This window comes from Klebsiella sp. 2680 (assembly GCF_900198535.1).
Classification (GTDB): Bacteria; Pseudomonadota; Gammaproteobacteria; order Enterobacterales; family Enterobacteriaceae; genus Klebsiella; species Klebsiella indica.
In genome coordinates this window covers 866,870-890,927 of sequence record NZ_FZNJ01000002.1, presented here as the reverse complement: position 1 = coordinate 890,927, position 24,058 = coordinate 866,870, and the positions used below count along the sequence as shown (strand labels likewise).

Sequence of the window (24,058 nt, the reverse complement as noted above, 5' to 3'; positions counted from 1 at the left end):
TCATGATTAATGTGACTGGACGATGATGGCGAATGAGAACGCATTGGCCAATAAAAAAAGGGACCCAGAACGATCCCTTATGAATGATATTAATTCATTGTAATGGAGATTTTAATTTTTCGTCTTCCCACCGGGCAGATAACGATCAAATAAGTTAATCAGCTTATCGCTCAGCGAGGTCATCAATACCCACGGGGCGCCAATAAGCACGGCGGTTAATGAGCCGACGGCAATATCGGTAAACCAGTGAGCGCCAATCATCACACGCGGAAAAGCAAAAATCACAAATATCACCAGCGCAATGGCAAATGCGCGACGGCCAAAATAACGCCACATAAAGGCGACGAAAATCAGCAGCATCATACCGTGATCGCCCGGGAAACTATCTTTAGAGGCATCTTTGGTCGGAAATGCAATGACATCACTCACTTTCGTGATATCGGTGAACGAGAGGGAGGGGCTGGCGCGCTTGACCGGCATCAGATGCTGAGCCAGTTGATTGATGATAACGGCAGCAAGCAGCATCACCAGACCGATGATAATGATCCGGCGGCGTCCGGCGCTCTGTTCTTTTAACCAAAAGCTCAGCATCAGGCAGCCCATTGCCAGCAGCGAACAGGCGTCGAATGCGCGGTTGTTGATAATCGCCAGCGTCCAGGTATACGCGGCGCTGACGCCAACCTCGCGGTTAAAGAAATGGAAGATTGCCGAATCCAGCGGATTCCAGAAACCATGGTTAGCGGGAAGATACCATGAACAAAATAGCGCTATACCGGCCGCGTTCAGCAGCAGGATGAGGGGGAGTCGATTTTTAATCATAACTGTCGCGTATTGTATAAAACGATGGCAACCATAGCCGCCTTAACTTAAACGAAGCTTCAACAAAGAGGCCTGCAGCGCGTTCCAGTCCGTATCGGTATCCGTAATCAGCTCAATACGACTATCCGGCGGAGCGACGTTTTGTGTCTCAATATGCAGATCGTGCTGCTGTCGGTTAATGCGCACCAGTCCTTCAGCAATACGCATCACGCCTTTCACCCGCCCGACCGGGGCCAGTCGCGCCCATTCGAGCAGACCAACGGTGTCGAAGAGGGTTCCGGCATCGAAAATCCAGCCGCAGGAGTGATAGCCCTGGCCGCTATTGAGGCAACGGCGCCAGCGCTGATGTGCCGGGAGGCTAAGCGCCGCGAGACCTTTTTTCTGCCCGTGGTTGTGGATGTGCTCTGCGCTTTCAGGGAGTGGCGCGATATTGCGACGCGGTAAATCAAGCCACGTTGGGTCGATATCGCCCTGCGTTGCGCTGACATACTGGCGCTCTCCGGCACAGGCCTGCCACCACGTCGTAAACGCCCGCTGACTTTCGTCAGTCGAACGGTCGGCTTTATTACTGACAATGACATCAGCGGCAGCCAACTGATCGCGAAAGTTTTCGTTGGTCACGATTTTTTCATCCAGCAATTGACGCGGGTCCAGTACGCATAAGGTGGCACGCAGGTCAATCCACGGCGCGTATACTTCAGCGGTCAGAATATCGAGGAGCTGCCTGGGATGGGCAAGTCCGGTCGGCTCAATCAGAAGACGGTCCGGCGTGTTCTGACGTAACAGCGTATTGAGACCAACCTGCATTGGCAGACCGTTAACACAGCACATGCAGCCGCCGGGGATCTCTTTGAGTAAGGCGCCGCTCTCGGCCAGCAGCGCGCCATCAATGCCGACTTCGCCAAACTCGTTGACCAGCACAGCCCATTTTTCATCCGCGGGCTTGTGAGCCAGCAGATGCAGGATCAAGGTCGTCTTGCCGCTGCCGAGAAACCCCGTGATCAAGTTTGTTTTGGTCACTTTTTCTCCAGGATACATGTAATGTTGTAACAGTTGAGACTATCCTGACGAAAAAAAGGAAAAAAGAGAAGTCTTACGGCGGACAGAAAAGTAAGCTGCCCGCTAAAAGGCAGAAATTGTTAACAATCCAGTGTGGCGGCAATCGCCAGGCGGGCGCCTGATCTCGTAAGTTGCTGCCATGCGGCGGTGATTTGGGCAACAAACTGTGGATTCTGCGGCAGGTCATGGCCAAAGATCTCGGTCAGCGAGAGCAGGGCGGCCACGCGCTGTTGGTCGTTACTGCCGGAAACGCAAGTGTGTAACTTATCGGCCAGCGGATCGCGGATATCAATCGCGTTTCCGGCATCGTCAGTACCGCTGACGTAGCGCATCCAGCCAGCGACGCCGAGCGCCAGTAGCGGCCAGGCGCTGCCACGGTCAAGATGGACGCGAATACCATCAAGCATACGCTGCGGAAGCTTCTGGCTGCCGTCCATGGCGATTTGCCAGGTACGATGCTTCAGCGCCGGGTTGCTGAAGCGCGCGATCAGGCTGTCAGCATAGGCCGTCAGATCGACGCCTTTGATAGATAAAGTCGGCGCCTGTTCATCAAGCATCAGGCGGTAGGCGGCGTTGCGGAAAACCGGGTCCTGCATGCAGTCGCTAATATGCGTATGCCCGGCCAGGTAACCGAGCCAGGCAAGGAACGAGTGACTGCCATTGAGCATCCGCAGCTTCATCTGTTCCCACGGCAGAACATTATCGGTCATCTGTACGCCAGCATTTTCCCATTCCGGACGACCGGCAACGAAGTTATCTTCGACGACCCATTGAATAAAAGGCTCGCAGCTGATCGCGCAGGGGTCTTCCACTCCCAGGATCGCGCTAATTTCCGCCAGCGACGCATCGGTGGCGGCAGGCACAATGCGGTCAACCATGGTAGCGGGAAAACTGACGCGTTCTGCAATCCACTGCGTGAGTTCCGGGTCGCGTTTTTCGGCCATTCCCAGAACGGCGTTCTTTACCACATGTCCATTATTCGGGATGTTGTCACAGGAGAGGATAGTAAACGGCGGCAGTCCCCGTTGGCGGCGACGGGACAACGCTTCGACCAGAATACCGGGTACCGATTGCGGCAGCGTGGGGTTTTGCAGATCATGAATAATACGGGGTTGCGTCATGTCCAGCAGACCGCTGGCGGGATCGATGCAGTAACCCTTCTCGGTGATGGTCAAAGAGACGATGGCAACCTGCGGTTCGCAAAATTTATCAATAATGGCAGCCAGTGAATCCAGCTTCGCGTTCAGGCATTCACGCACGGCACCGACAACGATCGGCTGATTGCCCGCGGCGCCTTTTTCCAGCACGGTAAACAGGTGATCCTGCTGGCGAAGCTGACTCATCAACCGATCGCCGCTGAACAGGCTAATTTCGCAAATCCCCCAGTCTCCACCGCTGGCATTAAGCACCCGATCGGTGAGTAGCGCCTGGTGCGCCCTATGAAAAGCGCCGAAACCGAAATGCACAATACGCGAGCATAATTGGCTACGGTCATAGCGTGGGAGCTGTACGTTGTTCGGCAGCGTGGTTGTGGCAATAGTCATCATTCTCAATACACCTGATTAACCGATAATTAACATCCGGCAGTGTAAAGTTATATGACAAGAAATGAAATTGGTGAGCCGTATTTATCCGCTTAATGTGAGCTTGATCAATCAATTCTGTCGTCTAAATTGATTATAGCTGAGAAGCATGTATGGTAGTCGTCATGCGTGGTTAACACTATATTGGTATAACAACTTTTTAAGGGGAACGCGATGGAGCAAACCTGGCGTTGGTATGGGCCAAATGATCCGGTATCGCTTGATGATGTCCGACAGGCGGGAGCGACGGGGGTCGTGACGGCGTTACATCATATTGCTAACGGGCATGTCTGGCCGGTGGATGAGATCAAAAAGCGTCAGGCGCTGCTGGCGGAAAAAGGACTCACGTGGTCAGTGGTGGAGAGCATTCCGGTTCACGAAGAGATTAAAACCCATAGCGGGCAGTTTGCCGTCTGGATCGCCAACTATCAGCAAAGTATCCGCAATCTGGCGGCCTGCGGCATTGATACCGTTTGCTACAATTTTATGCCGATCCTCGACTGGACACGTACCGATCTTGAATATCAGTTGCCGGACGGTTCTAAAGCTTTGCGTTTTGACCAGATCGCTTTTGCCGCTTTCGAACTGCACATTCTCAAGCGTCCGGGCGCGGAGCGGGATTATAGCGAAGAAGAACGGCGGCAGGCGCAGGCCTGTTTCGCCGCGATGAGCGCAGCGGAAGTGGAAAAGCTGACCCGCAATATTATTGCTGGTCTTCCGGGGGCGGAAGAGGGTTATACCCTCGATCAATTCCGTGCGCGGCTGGCGGAATACGACAATATTGATAAAGCGCAGTTGCGGGAAAACATGGCGTACTTCCTGCGCGCGATTGTTCCGGTATGCGAAGACGTTGGCGTGCGTCTGGCGGTTCATCCGGACGATCCGCCGCGGCCGATTCTTGGTCTGCCGCGCATCGTCTCGACCATTGAAGATATGCAATGGCTGAAAACGACGGTAGATAGCATTAATAATGGGTTTACTATGTGTACAGGTTCTTACGGCGTTCGCGCAGATAACGATCTGGTCAAAATGGTTGAAACCTTTGGTGATCGTATCCACTTCACCCATTTGCGTTCAACCTGTCGGGAAGCTAATCCGCTCACGTTTCATGAAGCCGCGCACCTGGACGGGGATGTGAATATGGTGGCGGTAGTGAATGCGATTCTGTGTGAAGAATTGCGCCGCAAGCGTGCGGGCGATTTGCGTCCGATTCCATTCCGTCCGGATCATGGTCATCAAATGCTGGACGATCTGCGGAAGAAAACCAATCCGGGCTATTCGGCGATTGGGCGTTTAAAGGGAATGGCGGAGGTTCGTGGCGTTGAGCTGGCGCTGAAGATGACGAAGTATCCTGAGCTGCTGTAGTGCCGGGTGCGGGTTAATGCGATCAGTTAAGGGGCGGTCAGCCGCGTTTATGGCAGGCTGAGCGGTTCCGTTAAATGGTGGTTTTAGCGAACGGCCTGATGGGGTGACAGGACTGACGGTATCGTCGGTTTTTTATGAGCTACAGCGCCGGGAGAGTAACAGATTGATTGTTGGCTCACCGCAAGGGGGTTGGGCGCATCAAGGAAACCTGGCGGGAACGCAGGCGCGCATCCAGGACTGGCCGCCAGGACGGCGGCCAGAGGGCGTGTCGAGACAGGGACAAAATTGCCGGGAGCAATTTTGAACAGCGCTTGCGCTGGCCCTGGAAGGGCGAGTCCCAGGGATGGGACGAGTAATCACGAGTCCCGCCCGGTCCGCCAGATGAAGCCGGAGTGGAGCGGACCGCGCAGCGGCAGGTTTTCAGCGCAATGCCGGGGGTCATGGGGGCGAGCGAAACGCCCCCATGCCGTTCACAGGCTGCAGGGACGGCATATATCTTCGTACTGACGGTGAACGGAACAGTCCACTGAATCACCTGGGGGAAGTAAAAATGCGCCATGTTCGCTAAAACCACCGAAAAAGCGATTACCGTTGAATAAAAAAGCAGAAGAGAACGTCGATGACTCGCTGAACCGATCAGCATTAGAGGGGATGTTATGGATGACCTTCAGCCTCCAGACAATTGCCGATTAACCGCATGTGGGGCGAGCAAAAACGCCCCGCATGCGTGTTTTACATTCTGCGTAAATCCACTGCAAAAGCCGCCGGGCTTAGTCCGCACGCCCCATATAACGGCTCTCTTCAATATGAATCCGAATACGCTCGCCTGCGCTCAGATATTCAGGCACCTGAACCACCAGACCGGTGCTCAGGGTCGCCGGTTTGTTACGGGCGCTTGCGGATGCGCCTTTAATACCCGGCGCCGTGTCAACGATTTCCAGATCAACCGTCTGCGGCAGCTCCAGCGCCAACAACTGGCCGTCCCAGGTCAGAACCTGCATATCCGGCATGCCGCCTTCCGGCATATACAGCAGTTCTTCTTCGATTTGCTCTTTGGTGAAGGTATAGGGAGTGTAATCTTCTTTATCCATGAATACGTATTCGTTGCCGTCGATATAGGAGAAGTCAACGGAGCGGCGAGTCAGGGTGACCGTATCGACAATATCATCGCCTTTAAAGCGCTCTTCGACTTTCAGGCCGGTGCGGACATCCGAGAAACGCATTTTGTACAGCGTCGCTGCGCCACGGGCGCTCGGTGACTGAATATCAATATTTTTAACAATCAGCAGTTTGCCGTTGTAATTCAGCACCATACCTTTTTTAATTTCATTCGCTCTTGGCATTGCGGTAATCCTGTCACATAAAGGGTCGAAAATATCGCGTAAAACTACTCGCGCCGGGCCTTTCAGGCAAGCGGAATTCGTCTGTTTTGCTATCTTCAGGGAAAACGTTTAGGCTGGGTCGCCAAAAACGTTAGCGGAAGAGTCGATTATGGAATGCCGCCCCGGCTGTGGGGCGTGTTGTATCGCGCCTTCTATCTCCAGCCCCATCCCCGGTATGCCGCAGGGCAAGCCGGCGAATACCCGCTGTATACAGCTATCGGAAGACAACCGTTGCAATATCTTTGGCTCGCCGTTAAGGCCTAAAGTTTGTGCCAGCCTGCGGCCAGAAGTGGAAATGTGCGCCACGACGCGCGATGAAGCGATGAGCTGGCTTCTTCATCTCGAACAACTCACTTCAACGTGATGCCATGCGCCGCAGCGTTCCGCTATCGCGCCTTATACATCTTTAATACGCCACAGGCAGACCTGCGTGATGATGCCCAGCGCCAGGGCGATCCAGAATACGGTATGGTAGCTCCAGATTTCCGCCACCACGCCCGCCAGCGAACCGGCGATAATCCAGCCGACGCGAGTGGTGTTCGTATAGAGGGTCGTTGCCGCGCCGGCCTGCCCGGGCATCAGATCCTGGAAATAGAGCATGCCAATCCCGGCCAGAATCCCGATAAATATCGCGTTGAGCATCTGCAAGGCCAGCAGTAGCCCAGGGGTATGCGCGGTGAGCATTCCGCTATAAAACAGCCCCCCCGCCACAGCCGATACGCGCATCAGGAAACGTTTGCCAAAGCGTCTGGCATAGTAACCCGCAATCAGCATGACAGGAATTTCCAGTCCGGCAGCGGTTCCCATCATCAAACCAGCCAGTTTTTCCGGCAAATGCAGCTCATCAATAATGAACAGCGGCATATTAATGATGTACAGGCTGTTATTTCCCCACATCAACGTACAGATAACAAACAGTAATAGCGCATCGCGACGGTTAGTTCGCGGCGCTTCCAGGTGACCGGTGGCGACCTTCGGCTCTTTGCGCATGCTGGGGAGGAAGCACCAGACTATCGCGCCGCAGATCACGAAGGCGATTGCCGCGCTGAGATACATCACCGTAAAGCCGAAACCCATCGCCAGCGCGTAGGCCAGCGGCGGGCCGATCACCCACGCGAGCGATACCTGAGCGCGTAAAATCGAACTGAACATGACCGCTTCCCGGCCGGTTTTATCCGCGTGTTCACGGGCGAGGGCGAACATCTGTGGGTTCGCGGTCGAACCGAAGCTACTGAGGAATACGCCGACAAACAGCAGAATAAAGTAGTTACGGTTCCAGGCAAATAACAGGCAGGCCAGCACGCCTAACAGGCAACAGAAAACAATAAGCTGTTTACGATCGCCTTTGCGATCCGAACGTCCGGCGAGAAACTGGCTTACCAGAATACCGATTACCGCGCTGCCGGTAAAAAAGAAGCCGACCATGGCTGGCCTGACATGGACTTCATTGGTCAGAAACAGGCTCAGAGTAGGTGTTTGCAACGCCCCGGCGATGCCCGTCAGGAAGGCAACGAGCAGGAAGGCGGAAGAGGTCAAATCAAACCCGTGTCTGGGGAGGGCGGCGCTACTGTGTTGCATATCGGTTTTCGTTGGTTTCAGGTGTCGCGGAGTTTACGCCGTCAGTCAGAAAATGAATAGTGGCAAGGCACGAATAAATTAAAAAGACGTTTCAAAATTCAAGCTTCAGCAAAAAGCTGAAATATGACCGTCTCGCCACCTGCGCGTCAGCAAAAATGTGCTGTACCTCTAACTTCTGTTATCCGCCAGCTAACTTTCCTTGCGTGGTGATGACGAAAGGTACAAAATTCTTGAAACGTTTCAGCGTCATTCTCGGTTTATTCCGCCTGCAGGTGACGCCTTTTTTCCCAAATAAGCTGAAACGATTCAATTCGGCAAGAGAGGAGAACCATGTTCCAGTTATCTGTGAAGGATATTCATCCCGGCCAGCAGGCCGGCAATAAAGAAGAGGCTATCCGTCAGGTTGCTTCCGCGCTGATCAGCGCGGGCAATGTGGCTGAAGGCTACGTCAACGGCATGCTGGCTCGCGAGCAGCAAACGTCCACTTTCCTGGGTAACGGTATTGCGATTCCGCACGGTACCACCGATACCCGCGATCAGGTGCTGAAAACCGGCGTTCAGGTTTATCAGTTCCCGCAGGGCGTGAGCTGGGGCGAAGGGCAGATCGCTTATGTCGCCATCGGTATTGCCGCCAGCTCGGATGAACATCTGGGCCTGCTGCGTCAGCTGACCCATGTGCTGAGCGACGACTCAATTGCTGAACAGCTTAAGGCCGCCACCACGGCTGAAGAGCTGCGCGCCCTGCTGATGGGGGAAAAGCAAAGCGACGTGCTGAAGCTGGATAACGATACCCTCGTTCTGGATGTTGTCGCCAACGATTTGCTGACCCTGCAGGCGCTGAATGCCGCGCGTCTGAAAGAGAGCGGTGCGGTGGATGCTGCCTTTGTTAGCCGCACGATTAACGAGAAGCCGCTGAACCTCGGCCAGGGCGTCTGGCTGAACGACTGTAGCGAAGGCAACCTGCGTAGCGCCATTGCCGTCAGCCGCGCTGCGAACGCGTTTACCTGCGATGAAGAGCCGGTTTCCCTGTTGATCACCGTGGCAATGGCCGATGAGCAGCCGACCGCAGTGCTTAATCGTCTGAGCAATTTGCTGCTCGACAAAAAAGCTGACCGTTTGCTGAAGGCTGATGCCGCCACGTTGCTGGCGTTGCTGACCAGCGACGACGCGGTTGCTGAAGATGTTCTTAGCGCTGAATACGTCATTCGCAATGAGCATGGATTGCATGCGCGTCCGGGCACCATGCTGGTGAATACCATTAAACAATTCTCCAGCGACATTACCGTTACCAACCTTGATGGTTCGGGTAAACCGGCAAATGGCCGCAGCCTGATGAAAGTTGTGGCGCTGGGGGTGAAGAAAGGTCACCGCTTACGCTTTACCGCGCAGGGTGATGATGCGCAACAGGCGCTGGATGCGATTGGTGAGGCTATCGCCGCAGGTCTTGGAGAGGGCGCATAACATGAGCAGACGTGTCGCAACGATTACCTTAAACCCGGCCTATGATCTGGTGGGGTTTACCCCGGATATTGAGCGTGGTGAGGTCAACCTTGTTCGTACCACGGGTTTACATGCAGCCGGGAAGGGTATCAACGTTGCAAAAGTGCTGAAAGATCTCGGTATTGATGTCACCGTTGGCGGTTTTCTCGGCAAAGACAATCAGGATGGTTTTCAGCAACTGTTCAGTGAACTGGGGATCGCTAACCGTTTTCAGGTTGTTCAGGGGCGTACTCGTATTAACGTCAAACTGACGGAAAAAGACGGCGAAGTGACCGACTTCAACTTCTCCGGCTTTGAAGTGACTCCTGGCGACTGGGAGCGTTTTGTTAACGATTCCCTGAGCTGGCTGGGTCAGTTCGATATGGTGTGTGTAAGCGGCAGCTTACCGTCTGGCGTGAGCCCGGAGGCCTTTACTGACTGGATGACTCGTCTGCGTAGCCAGTGTCCGTGCATTATTTTTGACAGTAGCCGTGAAGCGCTGGTTGCCGGTCTGAAAGCGGCGCCATGGCTGGTGAAACCTAACCGCCGCGAACTGGAAATCTGGGCGGGCCGTAAGTTACCCGAAATGAAAGATGTGATTGACGCCGCTCATGCTCTGCGTGAGCAGGGGATTGCTCACGTGGTTATCTCCCTTGGCGAAGAAGGCGCGCTGTGGGTTAACGCATCCGGGGAGTGGATAGCCAGACCGCCTTCAGTTGATGTGGTTAGCACCGTTGGCGCAGGTGATTCGATGGTTGGCGGCCTGATATACGGTCTGCTGATGCGCGAATCCAGCGAACATACGTTGCGTCTGGCAACGGCCGTTGCCGCACTGGCGGTGAGTCAGAGTAATGTTGGTATTACCGATCGTACCCAGTTGGCCGCGATGATGGCGCGCGTCGACTTACAACCCTTTAATTAACAGCAGGAGAGGCATAATGAAAACGCTGCTGATTATTGATGCCGGGCTTGGACAGGCTCGCGCCTATATGGCGAAGACTCTGTTAAGCCGTGCGGCGCAAAAAGCGCAACTTGAACTGATTGATAACCCACATGACGCTGAACTGGCAATCGTGCTGGGCACGGCGCTGCCAGCTGATAGCGCGTTGAACGGTAAGAAGGTTTATCTTGGGGATATCAATCGTGCTGTTGCACACCCGGAACTGTTCCTGAGTGAAGCCAAAAACCATGCGACGCCTTACACCGCGCCGACCGCGGCGGTTTTACCCGCAGCGTCCAACGGTCCAAAACGTATTGTGGCGGTAACGGCCTGTCCGACCGGCGTGGCGCATACCTTTATGGCGGCTGAAGCTATTGAAACCGAAGCCAAAAAACGTGGCTGGTGGGTGAAAGTAGAAACTCGCGGCTCCGTGGGCGCGGGTAATGCGATCACCCCGGAAGAGGTTGAACAGGCGGATCTGGTGGTGGTTGCTGCCGATATTGAAGTGGACCTGGCGAAATTTGCCGGTAAGCCGATGTATCGCACCAGTACCGGGCTGGCGCTGAAGAAAACCGCCCAGGAACTGGATAAAGCGGTTGCTGAAGCGAAACCGTATCAGCCCTCGGGTAAATCTCAGGCCGCAGCGGAAGATAAAAAAGAGTCTGCTGGCGCTTATCGTCATCTGCTGACCGGCGTGTCATACATGCTGCCGATGGTGGTGGCGGGCGGCCTGTGCATTGCGCTCTCTTTCGCTTTTGGTATTAAAGCTTTTGAAGTAAAAGATACCCTGGCCGCAGCGCTAATGGACATCGGCGGTGGTTCTGCTTTCAAACTGATGGTGCCGGTGCTGGCGGGCTTTATCGCCTTCTCCATTGCTGACCGTCCGGGTCTGACCCCGGGGCTTATTGGCGGTATGCTGGCAGTCAGCGGCGGCTCTGGTTTTATCGGCGGCATTATTGCCGGTTTCCTGGCGGGTTATGTCGCGAAAGCGATCAGTTCGAAACTGAAATTGCCGCAGAGTATGGAGGCGCTGAAACCAATCCTGATCATTCCGCTGGTTTCCAGCCTGATCGTTGGTCTGGCGATGATTTACCTGATCGGCAAACCGGTTGCCGGGATCCTCGACGCGCTGACCCACTGGCTGCAAACGATGGGAACGGCAAACGCGGTTCTGCTCGGGGCGATCCTCGGCGGTATGATGTGTACCGATATGGGCGGGCCGGTGAATAAAGCCGCCTATGCGTTCGGTGTGGGCCTGCTGAGCACCCAAACCTATGGGCCGATGGCGGCAATTATGGCTGCCGGTATGGTTCCTCCGCTGGCGCTGGGGCTGGCGACGCTGGTTGCGCGTAAAAAGTTCGACAAAGCGCAGCGGGAAGGTGGCAAAGCCGCGCTGGTTCTCGGCCTGTGTTTTATCACCGAAGGCGCTATTCCGTTCGCTGCGCGTGATCCGATGCGCGTCCTGCCTTGCTGTATCGTTGGTGGCGCGGTGACCGGCGCTATTTCCATGGCGATTGGCGCGCAACTGATGGCGCCGCATGGCGGTCTGTTTGTCCTGCTGATCCCTGGCGCGATTACGCCGGTGCTCGGCTACCTGATGGCGATTATTGTCGGTACGCTGGTCGCAGGTCTCTCCTACGCGGTGCTGAAACGTCCTGACGTTCAGGCGGTAGACCAGGCCGCCTGATTAGCCTTGCAATCCGTCTCTGAGGGCAGAGTTTTCTCTGCCCTTTTTTTATTGGTGCACCGGGCATGACGCGCAGCGTCCTGAACGGCGCTGGGAAGGCTGATTCAGGTGAGAAAACTGGCGCAATTGGGCATAGGGGAGTTCCGGGCCTGCAAATCGACATGGAGCGGACGTGGAGTGCAGAGGCATCTCATATGAATCAGGCGTTGCCGGAAAGTCGATGGGATAAAGCGGAACTGATATCAGTCGCAGATACGATACAATGGCTCAAGCGTATAGCCGGAACCGCCGTATACGGAACCGTACGTACGGTGGTGTGCGAGGACGGCAGATTAAAATCTGCCTCCTGCTCGATCGGACAAAGTATCAACTTGGCACTTCTTCCGTCTGTTGTGCTCGCAGCCAGGCGATCTCTTCCGCCCAGATATCAGGATTAATCGTTTCCAGAATCAGCGGGATACCGTTGAAACGATCGTCCTGCATGATCCAACGGAAGGCATCGTGACCAATATTGCCTTCACCCAGACTGTGGTGACGGTCAACGCGGCTACCGAAAGCGCTTTTCGCATCGTTCAGGTGCATACCGCGCAGATACTGAAAACCGACAATGCGATCGAAATCCGCGAAGGTTTTTTCACACGCTTCGGCGCCGCGCAGATCGTAACCGGCGGCGAAAGCGTGGCAGGTATCAATACATACGCCGACGCGGGATTTATCTTCCACACCGTCGATAATGGCCGCCAGATGCTCAAACTTAAAGCCCAGATTACTGCCCTGGCCTGCGGTATTTTCAATTACCGCCGTCACGCCTTCGGTTTTTGCCAGCGCGATATTGATTGATTCGGCAATACGCGCCAGGCACTGCTCTTCCTGTATCTGCTGCAGGTGGCTGCCCGGATGGAAATTAAGCAGCGTCAGGCCAAGCTGCTGGCAGCGGGTGAGTTCATCAATGAAAGCATCGCGGGATTTTTCCAGCGCCTCGGCAACCGGATGACCGAGGTTTATCAGGTAGCTATCGTGCGGCAGAATTTGCCCCGGTCCGAAATGATACTTTTCGCAGGCGGCTTTAAATTCCGTAATCGTGTTGTCGTTCAGGGGCGCGGCGCGCCATTGACGCTGATTTTTGGTGAAGAGGGCAAATGCGTTAGCGCCGATTTCGTCTGCGCGAATGACGGCATTGGCCACTCCGCCGGAGGCGCTGACGTGCGCTCCAATATATTTCATAAAAAACTCCAGTTAAGCCGCTGGTTAGAGGGTAATGATAGCGGCTTAGCCGGAGAGTTACATCATCAGAAATATCACCTGACTTGCGAGGGGCTGTTAGCCTAACAGGCGATGAATGACGAGGTTAATCGTCCCGCCACCGATAATCAGCCATGCGAAGAGCATTAGCGCCATCAGTAGCGGTTTGGCGCCGGCTTTTTTCAGCGCGCTGACGTGGGTCGTCAGGCCCAGCGCGGCCATTGCCATTGCCAGCAGCACGGTATCCAGGGTGATCAGCATATTGACAACGGCTTGCGGCAGCAGGTGGAAGGAGTTAAACACCGCAACCAGAATGAACAGGATCGCAAACCACGGAATGGTAATTTTGCTTTTCTCACCGCTGCCCGCTGGTGTTAATTGCTTAACGCGAGCGGCAAGAAGCAGCAGGAACGGAGCCAGCATCATCACGCGCAGCATTTTGGTAATCACCGCTGCGTTTTCCGCATCCGGGCTGACGGCGTGGCCTGCGGCAACGACCTGAGCGACTTCATGCATCGTCGATCCCATATAGATGCCGTAGGTTTCCGGCGTAAACCAGGGCGCCAGCAAAGGGTAGATTGCCGGATACAGAAAGATGGCGAGGGTGCCGAAAATGACCACCGTGGCGACGGCGACCGTAACTTTGCTGGCTTCCGCTTTGACGACCGGCTCAGTGGCCAGCACCGCCGCCGCACCGCAGATACTGCTCCCGGCGCCAATCAGCCAACTGGTGTGTTTATCCAGATTGAAAACCCGTTGTCCAACAAAGCAGGCAATAAAAAAGGTGCTGGATAGGGTCAGAACGTCAATTGTAATCCCGCTTATCCCGACATCGGCAATCTGGGCGAACGTCAGGCGAAAGCCGTATAAAATGATGCCGAGGCGCAGCAGATGCTGTTTGGCAACGATCACGCCACCGTCGCAAAACGACCAGATCTTGGGGTAAACCGTGTTTCCGATGATCATGCCGAACAAAATCGCCAGCGTTAGCGTGCTGAATCCTGCGCCAGCGATCGCCGGAAAGTGACCCGTCCACAGTGCGACTCCGGTAACGATGGCGGTTAGCGCCAGACCAGGTGTAAAGCGTCGTAATGGACTATGTTTAGTCGGTAAAGTGAGTGCTGTCATAACCTTCTCCTTTGTACGGGAAGAGCATACGACTCGCTGGTTTAAATATAAAATTGATTATATATTTATAATCAATCGTAATAAGTGGTATAGGGTCGATCATGACAGGATGTAACACGGCGGCTAGCAAGGGGTAGAGGCGTCGGCAATGAATGCGATGAGTCGAAAGCGACTCACCGGCGAGAGACAAGCGAGTCTTTCAGGCTGTACCCGGCAACGGAGATCACGATGTGGCTGGAATCGCAAGGCAGTTGGAATAATGACGTGTATATCCGGCTCGCTGAGTGGGATGGGTTCTGCTCTTCATCTCCCAGGGATAGCGGATAGACACGCCGTATATAAAGGCAGGAAGATTTATGCATATTACGCTACGGCAGTTGGAAGTGTTTGCCGAAGTTTTAAAGAGTGGTTCTACGACGCAGGCATCACAAATGCTCGCGCTATCGCAATCGGCAGTCAGCGCGGCGTTGACCGATCTGGAAGGGCAGCTTGGCGTACAGTTATTTGACCGTGTTGGTAAAAGGCTGGTGGTGAACGAACACGGCAGGCTGCTTTATCCACGGGCGCTGGCGCTGCTGGAGCGCGCGCTGGAGATAGAGCAGTTGTTTTGCGGCGATAATGGCGCGATTCGCGTCTATGCCAGCAGCACCATCGGTAACTATATTCTGCCGGAAATTATCGCGCGCTATCGACGCGATTTCCCGGATTTACCGCTGGAACTCAGCGTGGGGAACAGTCAGGATGTGATTAACGCGGTGGCCGATCTGCGCGTGGATATCGGGCTTATTGAGGGCCCTTGCCATGCCGCGGATATTATTGCTGAACCCTGGTTGCAAGATGAGTTGGTGGTCTTTGCGGCCCCGGATTCGCCGTTACTGGAAGGGGCGGTGACGTTGCAACGACTGGCTGAAGCGCCGTGGATTTTACGTGAACACGGCTCCGGGACACGGGAAATTGTCGACTATTTATTATTGTCGCATTTGCCGGCATTTCACCTTGGGATGGAACTGGGCAACTCTGAGGCCATCAAGCACGCCGTGCGTCATGGTTTAGGGATTAGCTGTCTTTCACGGCGAGTGGTTGCAGAACAGCTTGAAGTAGGCTCACTGGTGGAGTTAAGCATCCCGTTGCCACAATTAACCCGCACTCTGTGGCGTATTCACCACCGGCAGAAGCATATTTCCAAAGCCTTACAGCGCTTTTTGCAATACTGCGCAGGGTAGGCTGTCGATCAAGCTGAATGCTGATATTTCTGCGATTTACTACTTTACTAATAATTCATGCGCGATCATGAAGCTCTCTTATAACTCCGCATTTGTATCGGATGGACCCCCGACACTCTGCTACAATCTCGCCTCGTTTTTTGGATGGATAGAATTTTCACATGGTTTCGGATACTAAAACCACAGAAGTGCCCGGTCTACGTCGTGAACTGAAGGCACGCCACTTGACCATGATCGCGATTGGCGGTTCCATCGGCACAGGTCTTTTTGTTGCTTCCGGCGCAACGATTTCGCAGGCCGGCCCCGGTGGCGCGCTACTCTCTTATATTCTCATCGGTCTGATGGTCTATTTTCTGATGACCAGCCTTGGCGAACTGGCGGCATTTATGCCGGTTTCTGGCTCATTTGCCACTTACGGGCAAAATTATGTCGAGGAAGGCTTTGGCTTCGCGCTGGGCTGGAACTACTGGTACAACTGGGCGGTGACGATCGCCGTTGACCTCGTTGCCGCGCAACTGGTGATGGGCTACTGGTTTCCGGATACGCCCGGCTGGATCTGGAGCGCACTGTTCCTTGGCGTGATGTTCCTGTTGAACTGGATCTCGGTAAAAGGTTTTGGCGAAGCGGAATATTGGTTCTCGCTGATTAAGGTCGCCACCGTTATTATCTTTATTATTGTCGGCGTGATGATGATCGTCGGTATCTTTAAAGGCGCCCAGCCTGCTGGCTGGAGCAACTGGACCATCAACGATGCGCCGTTTGCGGGCGGTTTGCCGGCGATGATTGGCGTGGCGATGATTGTCGGCTTTTCATTCCAGGGAACTGAGCTTATCGGTATTGCGGCGGGCGAGTCGGAAAATCCGGAAAAGAACATTCCGCGCGCCGTGCGGCAGGTATTCTGGCGTATTCTGCTGTTCTATGTGTTTGCGATTCTGATTATCAGCCTGATCATTCCGTATACCGATCCGAGCCTGCTGCGTAATGACGTAAAAGACATTTCCGTCAGCCCGTTCACGTTGGTATTCCAGCATGCGGGACTGCTGTCGGCTGCGGCGATCATGAACGCGGTTATTCTGACGGCGGTACTGTCAGCCGGTAACTCCGGGATGTATGCGTCTACGCGCATGCTTTACACCCTGGCCTGTGATGGCAAAGCGCCGCGCATTTTCGCTAAGTTGTCCAGAGGCGGCGTACCACGTAATGCGCTGTACGCTACAACCGTGATTGCAGCGCTCTGCTTTCTGAGCTCAATGTTTGGTAATCAGACCGTTTATCTGTGGCTGCTCAATACGTCCGGGATGACCGGCTTTATCGCCTGGCTGGGTATTGCGATTAGTCACTATCGTTTCCGTCGCGGCTATGTGCTGCAAGGGAACGATCTGAATAATCTGCCGTATCGTTCAGGGTTCTTCCCGCTGGGGCCGATCTTCGCCTTCGTGCTGTGCCTGATTATTACCCTCGGGCAGAACTACGAAGCGTTTCTGAAAGACACTATCGACTGGGGCGGCGTCGCGGCGACCTATATCGGTATTCCGCTGTTCCTGGTTATCTGGTTTGGTTACAAACTGGCGAAAGGTTCCCGCTTTGTGCGCTATAGCGAAATGACGTTCCCGGAGCGTTTTAAAGACTAAGGTGAGCTCAAGCCCTCCGGCTGGAGGGCTTGAGGCTGATGAGCAACCTGTATTAGACATTGTGCCCGGATTTCCGTCAGGTGGCGGTTAACGCACTTTGTCAGCAACCTGAGCCACCCGCATAGCAGGTGGTTTATTGACACCGTTACCTATCAGAAGTTATACGTTATGCCGACGGTGTAGCGTCGACCGTCCAGTACCATATCGTAGGTATCATCGTCGATCTGCTTATCAAGAACGTTGTAAACGCCAGCGGTTAGCAGCACGTCCAGCGGAAGGTTGTAGCGTAAGCCGATATCCACCTGAGTATAAGACGGCTTGCTTTTCGCCATGGAAGTACGGCTCAGGTACTCGGAAGTTTTACCGCGGAAGTTCAGGCGGCTCCATAAGCCAAAATCCGCTGTCGCCTGCCAGTCTACGGTTGTATTAAACATATTCTTGGGCATTTTATTCAATGGCTTACCGGAAAACTTACCGCTTTTCTGCTCTGATTTTGTATAGGTATAGTTTGCAGTCCAGTTCAGATCGCGGGTTATCTTCCAGCCAAAGGTCGACTCGACGCCACGGATAATCGCTTTGTCCACATTAACGCGATCGCTGACGAAATCGTATTCATGATTGCCGATTTTGCAGGCGGGGTCGGTACTGCTGTTACAGCGACGGACTTCGGTGATTTTATCTTTAAAATCAGTATTGTATGCCGTTATGCTGGCGTTCAGATTATCCGCGTTATCCCATATCAGCGCAATTTCTTCGCTCAGGCTTTTTTCGGGTTTCAGATCCGGGTTACCAACAATAATGCCGTCCAGGTAACGCCCGCCGGTACCTTGCCCCCAACCGGCGGAGGACTGACGAAGATCCGGTGCGCGATAGCCTGCGGAAATACCGCCTTTCAGCGTCCACTGTTCTGTCAGATGCCATACGCCGTATCCACGCGGCGTCCAGTTACTACCGTAATTTTCATCTTTATCCAGATGCAGGCCGCCAGTCAGCGTGAAGCTGTCGGTGATAGCCCACTCATCTTCAGCAAACAGCGCCCAGCTCCAGCGTGTCAGCTTACTTAAACGGTCAGCGGCTTCGAACTTGTTACCTTTATCACTGAGCTTCTCGTAGCGATACTGTCCTCCGAGGGTGAGGGTGTGATCGCCGAGGAAAATCTGGTTCTGAGTGTTGAAGATGGTGTTGTAGGATTTCATGTGGCGACCGGCATTATTGCTTTCTTCACGCTGGATGTAGCTGGTGGAATTGATGTCGTCGTAATAGCCGTTATGCGTAAGTGTGTAGTTGGTGTGCTGGTAATGCGAGTTATCTTTACCGCGTCCGGCGGATCTTGACTTACCCGGGGTGCTATTACGGTCCTGCAATTCGCGGGAGTAATCCAGATCGAAGTCATTTTTTTCATCGGGCGTAAAATTCAGAGTAATGCCGCCGTTGCGCATTTTCTGTTCGTTGTAACCATACTCAATTTTATCTTCTGCGCGGCGGGAGAATAAGCCAGTCACTTTGGCCCCGAGCACCCCATCAATCAGAGGGCCAGAGGCATAAACGTTAGTCTGGTATAAATCACCGGAGTCGCGGTCTTCCTGGAAGGTGGCGTCCGCGTGCAGCGAGCCGCTCCACGCTTTGGTATTCGAGATTTTTTTGGTGATGACATTAATCACGCCGCCCATTGCGTCGGAGCCGTACAGCGAGGACATTGGCCCGCGAATGACTTCAATCCGTTCAATGGATTCCAGCGGTGGTAGCCAGCCCTGTTCGATCCCTGAGTTATCGCTGTTCGGGCGCGTGGTACGGCTACTGATACGCTTACCGTTGACAAGAAATAATGTGTACTGGGAAGACATGCCGCGAATGCTGATGTCACTGCTACTGCCGCCGCCTGTGATGACCACGCCGGGTACATCCTTAAGCGCATCGGTTACGTCGCGGTAGGCTTTATCTTCAATTTGCTGTTTGGTGATAACAGAAATAGATGCAGGCGCATTCTGGATTTTTTGTTCAAAGCCTGTGGCCGTAACGACCATCGTATTATCAGCAGCATGAACAAATTGCGAAGAGATTGCCGCGCATATGGCCACGGCAAGTAATTTAACGTGAGGTCTGGTCATTGATTCATTCCATTTTAAGTGAGAAAAGTTCCATCAGGTAATGCGTAAACCTTGTTTTTTGTCTTGTGTCTCCACCCTGTTTCAGGCGACAGGCTGTGCTGGCTGCACAAATTCACTGCGGCGCGTTATTGCTGACGAATCTGTCGCTCACGTGCCGCGTTGCTCTGCTTATGTGGAGCCAGAGCCAGCATTTTTATCCTGCAACCTGGGTTGAGTAGGGGATAAAAACAGCCATTAATGAAAACAAATGGGAGAATTGTAAAAAATGATATCTATTTTTAAATGTTAATGATAATCAAAATCACTTAGCAAATTCCTAATTTGCAGCGTGAGACCTTTCATGCATTTCGATCGCAGGGATTAAAGCGGGTGAGTATCAGTAAGCAGGCGGCGGGCAGAGCCGCAGGCAAAACGCCTGGCGGCTACATCATATTCGGGAAGGCGCGGGGGATGTCAATTCAACAGATACTGCGCATGAAAGCGCAAATGATCTTCAATAAAGGAAGCAATAAAATAGTAGCTGTGGTCATAACCCGACTGAATACGCAGGGTCAGCGGCCAGCTTTTCTGCCGCGCGATTTCAGCGAGAACCGCCGGTTGCAGCTGTTCGGCAAGGAATGGATCGCTATCGCCCTGGTCGATCAGGGTCGGTATCGCATCCTCCGCCCGGCTGGCTTGCATTAAGGCGCAGCTATCCCAGGCGCGCCAGGTTGTTTCATCCGCACCCAGATAAGCGGTAAATGCTTTTTTACCCCAGGGAATCTGGCCCGGGTTAACGATAGGGGCGAAAGCCGATACGCTGACGAAACGGCCCGGGTTCTTCAGCGCCATAATCAGCGCGCCGTGGCCGCCCATGGAATGTCCACTGATGGCGCAGCGCTCGCTGACGTTAAATTCGCTGGCAATCAGCTGCGGCAGCTCGTTGCAAAGGTAATCGTACATGCGAAAATGCGCGGACCAGGGCGCCTGAGTCGCGTTGAGATAAAAGCCAGCGCCTTTACCCAGATCGTAAGCGCTGTCATCGGCAACGTGTTCGCCGCGTGGGCTGGTGTCCGGCATCACCAGCGCAATACCCAGCTCAGCGGCAACCCGCTGCGCCCCCGATTTGGTGGTAAAATTTTCATCGTTACAGGTGAGCCCGGACAGCCAGTAGAGAACCGGTGGCGGCGTGTCGGTGGCAGAGGGCGGTAAAAAGAGGCTGAACGTCATTGCGCAGTTCAGCGTCGTGGAGTCGTGCCGCCAGCGTTGCTGCCGACCTTCATAACAGCGGTGCTCTTCGAGCAGTTCCATGCAAGGCTCCTTATGGGTTGTGCGCGTAATTCTTCATAATACAGATTTTCATTCACCCGTGAGCAACTTTCACTTTCTCCTTTTCGGAACGTATTGCATCATTAATGCAACGTTTAACCAACATACTGCTGTTGCCATCGCGTCAGGAATTGCGTCATGTCCCCGTGATGAGCTTGATTTCGGCAATCTGTGTAAGGCATTTCCGGACGTATCGTCATTTGCGGGACTGGGGACATGGAACGAGAGGTAAGGCCAATTTCAACAATTATCGCGGCGGCCACTGGATTCTGTGCGTCACCTCACGCACAATGATACAAACTTTGCCCTCAGAAGAGCAAAGCGCGCCACACCTGCAGGAGATTATAAATGTCATCACTGAGTAAAGAAGCCATACTCGTTCATGAAGCGCTTGTCGCTCGTGGGCTGGAGACGCCGTTGCGTCCGCCAGTGCAAGAAATTGATAATGAAACTCGCAAGCGTCTGATTGCCGGACACATGACCGAGATTATGCAGCTGTTAAACCTTGATTTAAGTGATGACAGCCTGATGGAGACGCCGCATCGTATCGCAAAAATGTATGTCGATGAGATTTTCTCCGGCCTGGATTACGCCCGCTTCCCCAAAATCACCGTCATCGAAAATAAGATGCAGGTTGATGAAATGGTGACCGTGCGTGATATCACCCTCACCAGCACCTGCGAACACCATTTTGTGACGATTGATGGTAAAGCGACCGTCGCCTATATTCCGAAAGATTCGGTGATTGGCCTGTCGAAAATCAACCGTATCGTGCAGTTCTTCTCCCAGCGTCCACAGGTGCAGGAGCGCCTGACCCAGCAGATCCTCACCGCGCTGCAAACGCTGCTGGGCACTAATAACGTCGCGGTTTCGATTGACGCGGTGCACTATTGCGTGAAGGCGCGCGGCATTCGCGATGCGACCAGCGCCACGACCACGACATCGCTGGGCGGTCTGTTTAAATCCAGTCAGAATACTCGCCAGGAGTTCCTGCGCGCCGTACGCCATCATAACTAAAAATGGGGCAGGGTAGATGGAGAGAAATGTCACGCTGGACTTTGTCCGCGGCGTCGCCATCCTTGGTATCCTGCTGCTGAATATCGTTGCCTTCGGTTTACCGAAGGCCGCTTATCTCAATCCGGCATGGTCCGGGCGGGTTTCTGATAGTGATGCCTGGACCTGGGCGATCCTCGATCTGCTGGCGCAGGTCAAATTCCTCACGCTGTTCGCGCTGTTATTCGGTGCCGGGCTTCAGCTTCTGCTGCCGCGCGGCAAGCGCTGGATCCAGTCGCGTCTGACGCTGCTGGCGCTGCTTGGTTTTATTCATGGTCTGTTGTTCTGGGATGGCGATATCCTGCTCGCCTACGCGCTGGTCGGGCTGGTGAGCTGGCGGATGGTGCGCGAGGCCCATGATGCCAAATCGCTGTTTAATACCGGTGTGGTGCTGTACCTCATTGGTGTGGCGGTGCTGGTACTGCTGGGCTTGATTTCCGGCAACACGCCAAATCGTTCCTGGGTACCGGATGCGGCGAATGTGCAATATGAGCAGTTCTGGAAGCTGAATGGCGGCTTTGAGGCGGTGCGCAATCGTGCGGATATGCTGTCGGATAGCCTGCTGGCGCTGGGCGCGCAGTACGGCTGGCAACTGGCGGGGATGATGTTGATGGGGGCCGCGCTGATGCGCAGCGGTTGGCTCAAAGGGCAGTTCAGCCTGCGTCATTACCGCTGCGCTGGCGCACTGTTGATTATTGTCGGAATGGCGATTAATTTGCCGTCGATTTTTACCCAGTGGCATCTCGGCTGGGATTATCGCTGGTGTGCATTCCTGCTCCAGGCGCCGCGCGAGATAAGTGCGCCGCTGCAAACGATTGGCTACGCGGCGCTGGCATGGGGCTTCTGGCCGCAGTTGTGTAAATTGCGCCTGGCGGCGGCAATTGCCTGCGTTGGCCGCATGGCGTTGAGCAACTATCTGTTGCAAACCCTGATTTGTACGACGCTGTTTTACCGTTTCGATCTCTTTATGAAGTTTGACCGCTTATCGTTATTGGCCTTTGTACCGCCAATATGGACGGTTAATCTCCTCTTCTCGTGGCTTTGGCTACGTCATTTTCGTCAGGGGCCCGTTGAATGGCTATGGCGTCAGTTAACATGTCGTGCCTCAGGGACATCATTAAAAGATACATCACGATAACGATCTGGATCACAATCGTTAATAAAATAGATGTAACCGTTTCCATCCCTGTGACTTCACTCACGCAGCGCGCCGCGCGTCGCTGCCAGAATAGCCACCTTACTGAACACAGGAGGTGAGTATGAGGTACTGCAATTCTCTGAAGGCCGGTGAGCATGATCACCATTCGTGATGTTGCCCGCCAGGCGGGGGTGTCCGTCGCGACCGTTTCACGTGTGCTGAATAACAGTGCGCTGGTAAGCCCGCTAACGCGAGAGGCAGTAATGAAGGCGGTAGCCCAGTTGGGCTATCGGCCCAATGCCAACGCTCAGGCGCTGGCCACGCAGGTCAGCGATACTATCGGCGTGGTGGTGATGGATGTATCGGACGCTTTTTTTGGCGCGCTGGTTAAAGCCGTTGATACCGTTGCTCAGCAGCATCACAAATATGTGCTGATCGGCAACAGCTACCATGAAGCGGAAAAAGAGCGCAATGCTATTGAAGTGCTGATTCGCCAGCGTTGTTCAGCGTTGATTGTTCACTCAAAAGCGCTAAGCGACGCGGAGCTGGGTGATTTTATGGAGCATATGCCGGGAATGGTGCTGATTAACCGCATCGTACCGGGATACGCTCATCGCTGCATTGGGCTGGATAACGTCAGCGGTGCGCTGATGGCCACCCGCATGCTGCTGAATCATGGCCACCAGCGCATTGCCTATCTCTCCTCCAGCCACGGTATTGAAGATGATGATTTCCGTCGGGAGGGGTGGTGCAGGGCGTTGCAGGAACAGGGCATTGTTGCTTCTGACAGCTGGGTCGCTTCGGGATCGCCGGATATGCAGGGCGGAGAAGCGGCGATGGTTGAGCTGTTGGGGCGTAATCTCGGCCTGACCGCCGTCTTTGCCTATAACGACAGCATGGCCGCAGGGGCGTTGACCGCCTTGAAAGACAACGGTATTGCCGTGCCGCAGCATCTGTCGCTGATTGGTTTTGATGATATTCCCATTTCCCGTTACACCGATCCGCAACTGACGACGGTGCGCTATCCGATTATGTCGATGGCGAAACTGGCGACTGAACTGGCGCTACAGGGCGCCGCCGGAAAACAGGAGCATGATGCCAGCCACTGCTTTATGCCGACGCTGGTGCGCCGTCATTCTGTGAGCCAAAGGCAAATTGTGGCGCCGATCACTAACTCATGACTTCTCTGATGTAACCGCTTTCAATCTGTGAGTAATTTCACAGTTTATTAACATTAAGATAACTATTATTGCTGCGTTTACGTGTGCCAACATGCGGTGATTACTCACTTTTACCTCAGTAATCAGCGGATAAACGATAAATAAAACCATTTTT

General features: G+C 54.0%; 19 protein-coding genes. 10 read left to right on the top strand and 9 right to left on the bottom strand.

Annotated elements, in window-relative coordinates; all coding sequences use genetic code 11:
- Positions 1–111 precede the first annotated feature (111 nt).
- The 3 genes from FN037_RS11495 to FN037_RS11485 form a co-directional block, all read right to left on the bottom strand.
- Positions 112–819, bottom strand: a complete 708-nt coding sequence (locus FN037_RS11495; RefSeq protein ID WP_138360007.1) for a phosphatase PAP2 family protein — start codon at positions 817–819, stop codon at positions 112–114.
- A 42-nt stretch (positions 820–861) separates the two neighbouring features.
- The gene (locus FN037_RS11490; RefSeq protein ID WP_138360006.1) at positions 862–1,839 is read right to left on the bottom strand and encodes a CobW family GTP-binding protein; all 978 of its coding nucleotides are present in this window, start codon (positions 1,837–1,839) and stop codon (positions 862–864) included.
- Between the two features lie 119 nt (positions 1,840–1,958).
- Complete coding sequence (locus FN037_RS11485; protein WP_142502282.1) at positions 1,959–3,425, bottom strand: mannitol dehydrogenase family protein; 1,467 nt, start codon at positions 3,423–3,425, stop codon at positions 1,959–1,961.
- 210 nt (positions 3,426–3,635) lie between these two features.
- On the opposite strand from FN037_RS11485, the gene uxuA reads away from it, so the two are divergent.
- The gene (uxuA, locus tag FN037_RS11480; protein ID WP_142502281.1) at positions 3,636–4,826 is read left to right on the top strand and encodes a mannonate dehydratase; all 1,191 of its coding nucleotides are present in this window, start codon (positions 3,636–3,638) and stop codon (positions 4,824–4,826) included.
- A 770-nt stretch (positions 4,827–5,596) separates the two neighbouring features.
- Here the strand turns inward: uxuA and yeiP are convergent.
- Positions 5,597–6,169 (bottom strand): elongation factor P-like protein YeiP, encoded by a 573-nt coding sequence (yeiP, locus tag FN037_RS11475; protein ID WP_142502280.1) that lies wholly within the window; start codon positions 6,167–6,169, stop codon positions 5,597–5,599.
- Positions 6,170–6,317: 148 nt separating this feature from the next.
- On the opposite strand from yeiP, the gene FN037_RS11470 reads away from it, so the two are divergent.
- On the top strand, positions 6,318–6,572 hold the full coding sequence (locus FN037_RS11470) for a YkgJ family cysteine cluster protein (RefSeq protein ID WP_142502279.1): 255 nt from the start codon (positions 6,318–6,320) through the stop codon (positions 6,570–6,572).
- Between the two features lie 32 nt (positions 6,573–6,604).
- On the opposite strand, the gene setB is transcribed toward FN037_RS11470, so the two are convergent.
- The gene (gene setB, locus FN037_RS11465; RefSeq protein WP_142502278.1) at positions 6,605–7,786 is read right to left on the bottom strand and encodes a sugar efflux transporter SetB; all 1,182 of its coding nucleotides are present in this window, start codon (positions 7,784–7,786) and stop codon (positions 6,605–6,607) included.
- 330 nt (positions 7,787–8,116) lie between these two features.
- Here setB and fruB point away from each other — a divergent pair, with 330 nt between their 5' ends.
- The 3 genes from fruB to fruA are packed head-to-tail and all read left to right on the top strand — an operon-like array spanning position 8,117 to position 11,892.
- A complete protein-coding gene (fruB, locus tag FN037_RS11460) occupies positions 8,117–9,247 on the top strand; it encodes a fused PTS fructose transporter subunit IIA/HPr protein (RefSeq protein WP_138360000.1) in 1,131 nt (376 codons plus the stop codon).
- Between the two features lies 1 nt (position 9,248).
- A complete protein-coding gene (gene fruK / locus FN037_RS11455; RefSeq protein WP_138359999.1) occupies positions 9,249–10,187 on the top strand; it encodes a 1-phosphofructokinase in 939 nt (312 codons plus the stop codon).
- A 16-nt stretch (positions 10,188–10,203) separates the two neighbouring features.
- Entirely contained in the window at positions 10,204–11,892 is a 1,689-nt protein-coding gene (gene fruA / locus FN037_RS11450; protein ID WP_142502277.1) for a PTS fructose transporter subunit IIBC, read from the top strand.
- Between the two features lie 366 nt (positions 11,893–12,258).
- Here fruA and nfo read toward each other — a convergent pair whose 3' ends face one another.
- The gene (nfo, locus tag FN037_RS11445; protein WP_142502276.1) at positions 12,259–13,116 is read right to left on the bottom strand and encodes a deoxyribonuclease IV; all 858 of its coding nucleotides are present in this window, start codon (positions 13,114–13,116) and stop codon (positions 12,259–12,261) included.
- Between the two features lie 96 nt (positions 13,117–13,212).
- Positions 13,213–14,262, bottom strand: coding sequence for a YeiH family protein (locus tag FN037_RS11440; RefSeq protein ID WP_142502275.1), 1,050 nt, complete (start codon positions 14,260–14,262; stop codon positions 13,213–13,215).
- 356 nt (positions 14,263–14,618) lie between these two features.
- On the opposite strand from FN037_RS11440, the gene yieE reads away from it, so the two are divergent.
- Complete coding sequence (yieE, locus tag FN037_RS11435; RefSeq protein WP_138359995.1) at positions 14,619–15,485, top strand: DNA-binding transcriptional regulator YeiE; 867 nt, start codon at positions 14,619–14,621, stop codon at positions 15,483–15,485.
- 161 nt (positions 15,486–15,646) lie between these two features.
- Positions 15,647–17,116, top strand: a complete 1,470-nt coding sequence (locus tag FN037_RS11430; RefSeq protein ID WP_138359994.1) for an amino acid permease — start codon at positions 15,647–15,649, stop codon at positions 17,114–17,116.
- 152 nt (positions 17,117–17,268) lie between these two features.
- Here the strand turns inward: FN037_RS11430 and FN037_RS11425 are convergent, their stop codons facing one another.
- Positions 17,269–19,224, bottom strand: a complete 1,956-nt coding sequence (locus tag FN037_RS11425) for a ligand-gated channel protein (RefSeq protein WP_142502274.1) — start codon at positions 19,222–19,224, stop codon at positions 17,269–17,271.
- 453 nt (positions 19,225–19,677) lie between these two features.
- On the bottom strand, positions 19,678–20,514 hold the full coding sequence (gene fghA / locus FN037_RS11420) for an S-formylglutathione hydrolase (RefSeq protein ID WP_138359992.1): 837 nt from the start codon (positions 20,512–20,514) through the stop codon (positions 19,678–19,680).
- Positions 20,515–20,880: 366 nt separating this feature from the next.
- On the opposite strand from fghA, the gene folE reads away from it, so the two are divergent.
- From folE to galS, 3 genes are all read left to right on the top strand, one after another.
- Positions 20,881–21,549 carry a GTP cyclohydrolase I FolE gene (gene folE, locus FN037_RS11415; protein ID WP_138359991.1) on the top strand — a complete coding sequence of 223 codons (669 nt, stop codon included), beginning with the start codon at positions 20,881–20,883 and terminating at the stop codon, positions 21,547–21,549.
- Positions 21,550–21,565: 16 nt separating this feature from the next.
- On the top strand, positions 21,566–22,723 hold the full coding sequence (gene yeiB, locus FN037_RS11410; RefSeq protein ID WP_138359990.1) for a DUF418 domain-containing protein YeiB: 1,158 nt from the start codon (positions 21,566–21,568) through the stop codon (positions 22,721–22,723).
- A gap of 155 nt (positions 22,724–22,878) precedes the next feature.
- Positions 22,879–23,904: an HTH-type transcriptional regulator GalS gene (galS, locus tag FN037_RS11405; RefSeq protein WP_142502273.1), complete on the top strand. Its 1,026-nt coding sequence runs from the start codon at positions 22,879–22,881 to the stop codon at positions 23,902–23,904.
- Positions 23,905–24,058: the final 154 nt, after the last annotated feature.

Coding starts and splice junctions, on each gene's coding strand:
- FN037_RS11495 (WP_138360007.1), bottom strand. CDS start 819: ATGATTAAAAATCGACTCCCCCTCATCCTGCTGCTGAACGCGGCCGGT.
- FN037_RS11485 (WP_142502282.1), bottom strand. CDS start 3,425: ATGATGACTATTGCCACAACCACGCTGCCGAACAACGTACAGCTCCCA.
- uxuA (WP_142502281.1), top strand. CDS start 3,636: ATGGAGCAAACCTGGCGTTGGTATGGGCCAAATGATCCGGTATCGCTT.
- yeiP (WP_142502280.1), bottom strand. CDS start 6,169: ATGCCAAGAGCGAATGAAATTAAAAAAGGTATGGTGCTGAATTACAAC.
- FN037_RS11470 (WP_142502279.1), top strand. CDS start 6,318: ATGGAATGCCGCCCCGGCTGTGGGGCGTGTTGTATCGCGCCTTCTATC.
- setB (WP_142502278.1), bottom strand. CDS start 7,786: ATGCAACACAGTAGCGCCGCCCTCCCCAGACACGGGTTTGATTTGACC.
- fruB (WP_138360000.1), top strand. CDS start 8,117: ATGTTCCAGTTATCTGTGAAGGATATTCATCCCGGCCAGCAGGCCGGC.
- fruK (WP_138359999.1), top strand. CDS start 9,249: ATGAGCAGACGTGTCGCAACGATTACCTTAAACCCGGCCTATGATCTG.
- fruA (WP_142502277.1), top strand. CDS start 10,204: ATGAAAACGCTGCTGATTATTGATGCCGGGCTTGGACAGGCTCGCGCC.
- nfo (WP_142502276.1), bottom strand. CDS start 13,116: ATGAAATATATTGGAGCGCACGTCAGCGCCTCCGGCGGAGTGGCCAAT.
- FN037_RS11440 (WP_142502275.1), bottom strand. CDS start 14,262: ATGACAGCACTCACTTTACCGACTAAACATAGTCCATTACGACGCTTT.
- yieE (WP_138359995.1), top strand. CDS start 14,619: ATGCATATTACGCTACGGCAGTTGGAAGTGTTTGCCGAAGTTTTAAAG.
- FN037_RS11430 (WP_138359994.1), top strand. CDS start 15,647: ATGGTTTCGGATACTAAAACCACAGAAGTGCCCGGTCTACGTCGTGAA.
- FN037_RS11425 (WP_142502274.1), bottom strand. CDS start 19,224: ATGACCAGACCTCACGTTAAATTACTTGCCGTGGCCATATGCGCGGCA.
- fghA (WP_138359992.1), bottom strand. CDS start 20,514: ATGGAACTGCTCGAAGAGCACCGCTGTTATGAAGGTCGGCAGCAACGC.
- folE (WP_138359991.1), top strand. CDS start 20,881: ATGTCATCACTGAGTAAAGAAGCCATACTCGTTCATGAAGCGCTTGTC.
- yeiB (WP_138359990.1), top strand. CDS start 21,566: ATGGAGAGAAATGTCACGCTGGACTTTGTCCGCGGCGTCGCCATCCTT.
- galS (WP_142502273.1), top strand. CDS start 22,879: ATGATCACCATTCGTGATGTTGCCCGCCAGGCGGGGGTGTCCGTCGCG.